This window comes from Sphingopyxis sp., from assembly GCF_036402335.1.
Classification (GTDB): domain Bacteria; phylum Pseudomonadota; class Alphaproteobacteria; order Sphingomonadales; family Sphingomonadaceae; genus Sphingopyxis.
In genome coordinates, this window is the sequence record NZ_DASWTD010000402.1 from 1 (window position 1) to 2,988 (window position 2,988).

The following is a 2,988-nucleotide window of genomic DNA, read 5'->3' on the forward strand; positions in this document are numbered from 1 at the left end:
CGCAGCGTTCGAGGCGGGGGTCGATTTCACGATGGACGATATCGACCGGCTCTCGCGGCGTGTGCCGTGCCTGTCGAAGGTCGCGCCGGCCAAGTCGGACGTCCATATGGAGGATGTCCATCGCGCCGGCGGGATCATGGCGATCCTCGGCCAGCTGGAGCGGGCGGGGCTGCTCCACGCGCATCTGCCGACGGTGCACAGCGCGACGCTGGGCGATGCGCTCAACAAATGGGACATCTCGCGCACCAACGACCCCGATGTGCAGAAATTCTTCATGGCGGCGCCCGGCGGGGTGCCGACGCAGACGGCGTTCAGCCAGGACCGGCGCTGGGACGATCTCGACCTCGACCGCGAGGGCGGGGTTATCCGGTCGGCCGACCATGCCTTCAGCCAGGACGGCGGGCTGGCCGTGCTGTCGGGTAATATCGCGCTCGACGGCTGCATCGTGAAGACCGCGGGGGTCGACGAGAGTATTTTGAAGTTCACCGGTCCTGCGAAGGTCTATGAAAGCCAGGACGCCGCGGTTGCGGGTATCCTCACCGGACAGGTCGAGGCGGGCGATGTGGTCGTCATCCGCTACGAAGGGCCGAAGGGCGGACCGGGGATGCAGGAAATGCTCTATCCGACGAGTTACCTCAAGTCGAAGGGGCTGGGCGCCGCGTGCGCGCTGGTCACCGACGGACGTTTTTCGGGTGGCACATCGGGGCTGTCGATCGGCCATGCGTCGCCCGAAGCGGCGGAGGGCGGCACGATCGGGCTGGTCGAGAATGGCGACACGATCGAGATCGATATCCCGAAGCGCACGATCAACCTGATGGTCGCCGATAGCGTGCTCGCCGAACGGCGCGCGGCGATGGAGGCGAAAGGTGAGGCAGCATGGCAGCCCGCGAGGCCGCGCCCGCGCAAGGTTTCGGTAGCACTTCAGGCTTATGCCGCGATGACGACCAGTGCTGCGCGCGGCGCAGTACGCGACCTGTCGCAACTGAAGGTGGGCAAGACATGATATCGAAACGGGGCGCGATCCTTCCGCTCTTGCTGCTCGCGGCGTGCAATCGCGCGCCCGACAATGGCGAACTGGCCGAAGCCGAAGCGCGGGGTTCGCGCGAGGCGGCCGAGAATGGCCGTATCGAATGCGCGCTCGAAGGCGCCAAGCTGTTCGACCGCACCTGCACCGTCGAGGAAATGAGCGGCGCCGATGGAACGGTGCTCGTCGTCGGGCGCAGCAATGTCGGATATCGTCGCCTGCAGATCACCACCGACGGGCGCGGCGTGGTGTCGGCCGACGGTGCCGAGCCCGCGAAGGTCAGCATCGTTGGCGACAATGTGATCGAAGTCGCGGTGGGCCATGACCGCTATCGCTTGCCCGCGAACACCGGCGGCGCGAAATAGCCGAAATCATGCTACGGGACGATGATGCCCGTCCCCGCCGATGCTCCCGTCCTGACCACCGCCGCGATGCGCGAGGCCGAGGCCGCCTGCGCGGTGCAGGGCACGTCGCTGTCCGAATTGATGGAGGGTGCCGGTGCGGCCGTCGCCGATACCGCGTGGCGGATGGCAGCTGGCGCGCCGATCCTGATCCTGTGCGGTCCGGGTAACAACGGCGGCGACGGTTATGTTGCCGCGCGGCTGCTCGCCGGACGCGGCGCGCCGGTTCGCGTGGCGGCGCTGGCCGAGCCTGCGACCAAGCTCGCCAAGGCGGCGCGGGCGAGTTGGGAGGGACCGGTCGAGGCGCTGGACGGCGGGACACGGTCCGCGCCGCTGGTGGTCGATGCGCTGTTCGGGGTCGGCTTGTCGCGGCCGCTGGCGGACGATCTGTCGGCGGTGCTGCGCGGATTTTCCGATCGCCGAATTCTTGCCGTCGATGTGCCGAGCGGAGCCGATGGCGACGGGGTGGCGGACTGGACTCCGCCGCTGTCTGCCGATGTCACGCTGGCGCTCGGCGCGCTCAAGCCTGCGCATGTCCTGTTGCCCAGCGCGTCGGCGTGCGGGCGCGTGCTCCTAGCGCCGATCGGCATTTGTGCGAACCGCGCCATGCATACGCTGCCCGGCGCGCAGGCCCGGGCGCCCGATGCGGCGGCGCATAAATTCACCCGCGGCATGGTGCTCGTTTTCGCCGGCCCGATGCGCGGTGCCGCGGGGCTGACCGCCGCGGCGGCGTTGCGTGCGGGCGCGGGCTATGTCGTGCTCGACGGCAGCGAGCGCGCGCCCTTTTCGGCGATCATCACCGAAAGCGATGCGAAGTTCGGCGAGCGGCTCGACGATCCGCGCGTCGGAGCGGTGGTGATCGGCCCCGGATTTCCGGCGGGCGACGACCTGCTGTTCGATGTCGAGGCGGCGCTCGATTCGGGCAAACCGCTCGTGCTCGACGCGGCGGCGATCGAGGCGGCGCTGCCGCGCCTGTCCGAAACGCCGCGCAAGGCCATCCTGACCCCGCACGAAGGCGAGTTCGCGCGCGCTTTTCCGCAACTCTATGGCAGCAAGATCGACCGCGCGAAGGCCGCGGCGGTGCGGACGCAGGCGGTCGTGATCTACAAGGGCGCCGACACGATCATCGCGGCACCCGACGGGCGTGTCGCCGCGGCGTGGCCGGGCAGTCCTTGGCTCGCGACCGCGGGCTCGGGCGACGTGCTCGCGGGCGCGTGCGGCGCGATGCTCGCGCGCGGCGGGGATGCCTTCGACGCCGCCGTCGCTGCGGTGGGTTGGCATATTGCGCAGGCGGCGCGTATAGGCCCCGGCCTTGTCGCCGACGATCTGGTTAGGGAATGAAATGAGTGAAGCTGCGCTGATCGAGCGCATCGCCGCGCGCGGCGATGGCGTGACGGGCGACGGCCGCCATATCGCGGGGGGCGTTCCCGGCGATCGCGTGCGCGACGACGGGATCATCATTCCGGGGCCGAACCGCGCCGAACCTGCCTGCCGCCATTTCGGCAAATGCGGCGGTTGCCAGCTGCAGCATGTCGCCGAGCCTGCACTTGCCGATTTCGTCCG

General features: G+C 69.3%; 3 protein-coding genes and 1 pseudogene. All 4 read left to right on the plus strand.

From position 1 onward, the window contains the following. A partial coding sequence (locus VGD20_RS12970; protein WP_331134848.1) for a dihydroxy-acid dehydratase occupies positions 1-1,003 on the plus strand: 1,003 nt, incomplete at its 5' end. Beyond that, positions 1,000-1,389: a hypothetical protein gene (locus VGD20_RS12975; RefSeq protein WP_331134849.1), complete on the plus strand. Its 390-nt coding sequence runs from the start codon at positions 1,000-1,002 to the stop codon at positions 1,387-1,389. The genes VGD20_RS12970 and VGD20_RS12975, both read left to right, overlap by 4 nt. A gap of 21 nt (positions 1,390-1,410) precedes the next feature. Next, complete coding sequence (locus VGD20_RS12980; RefSeq protein WP_331134850.1) at positions 1,411-2,766, plus strand: NAD(P)H-hydrate dehydratase; 1,356 nt, start codon at positions 1,411-1,413, stop codon at positions 2,764-2,766. Between the two features lies 1 nt (position 2,767). Next, positions 2,768-2,988: pseudogene (locus tag VGD20_RS12985) on the plus strand (class I SAM-dependent RNA methyltransferase); the annotation flags it as partial.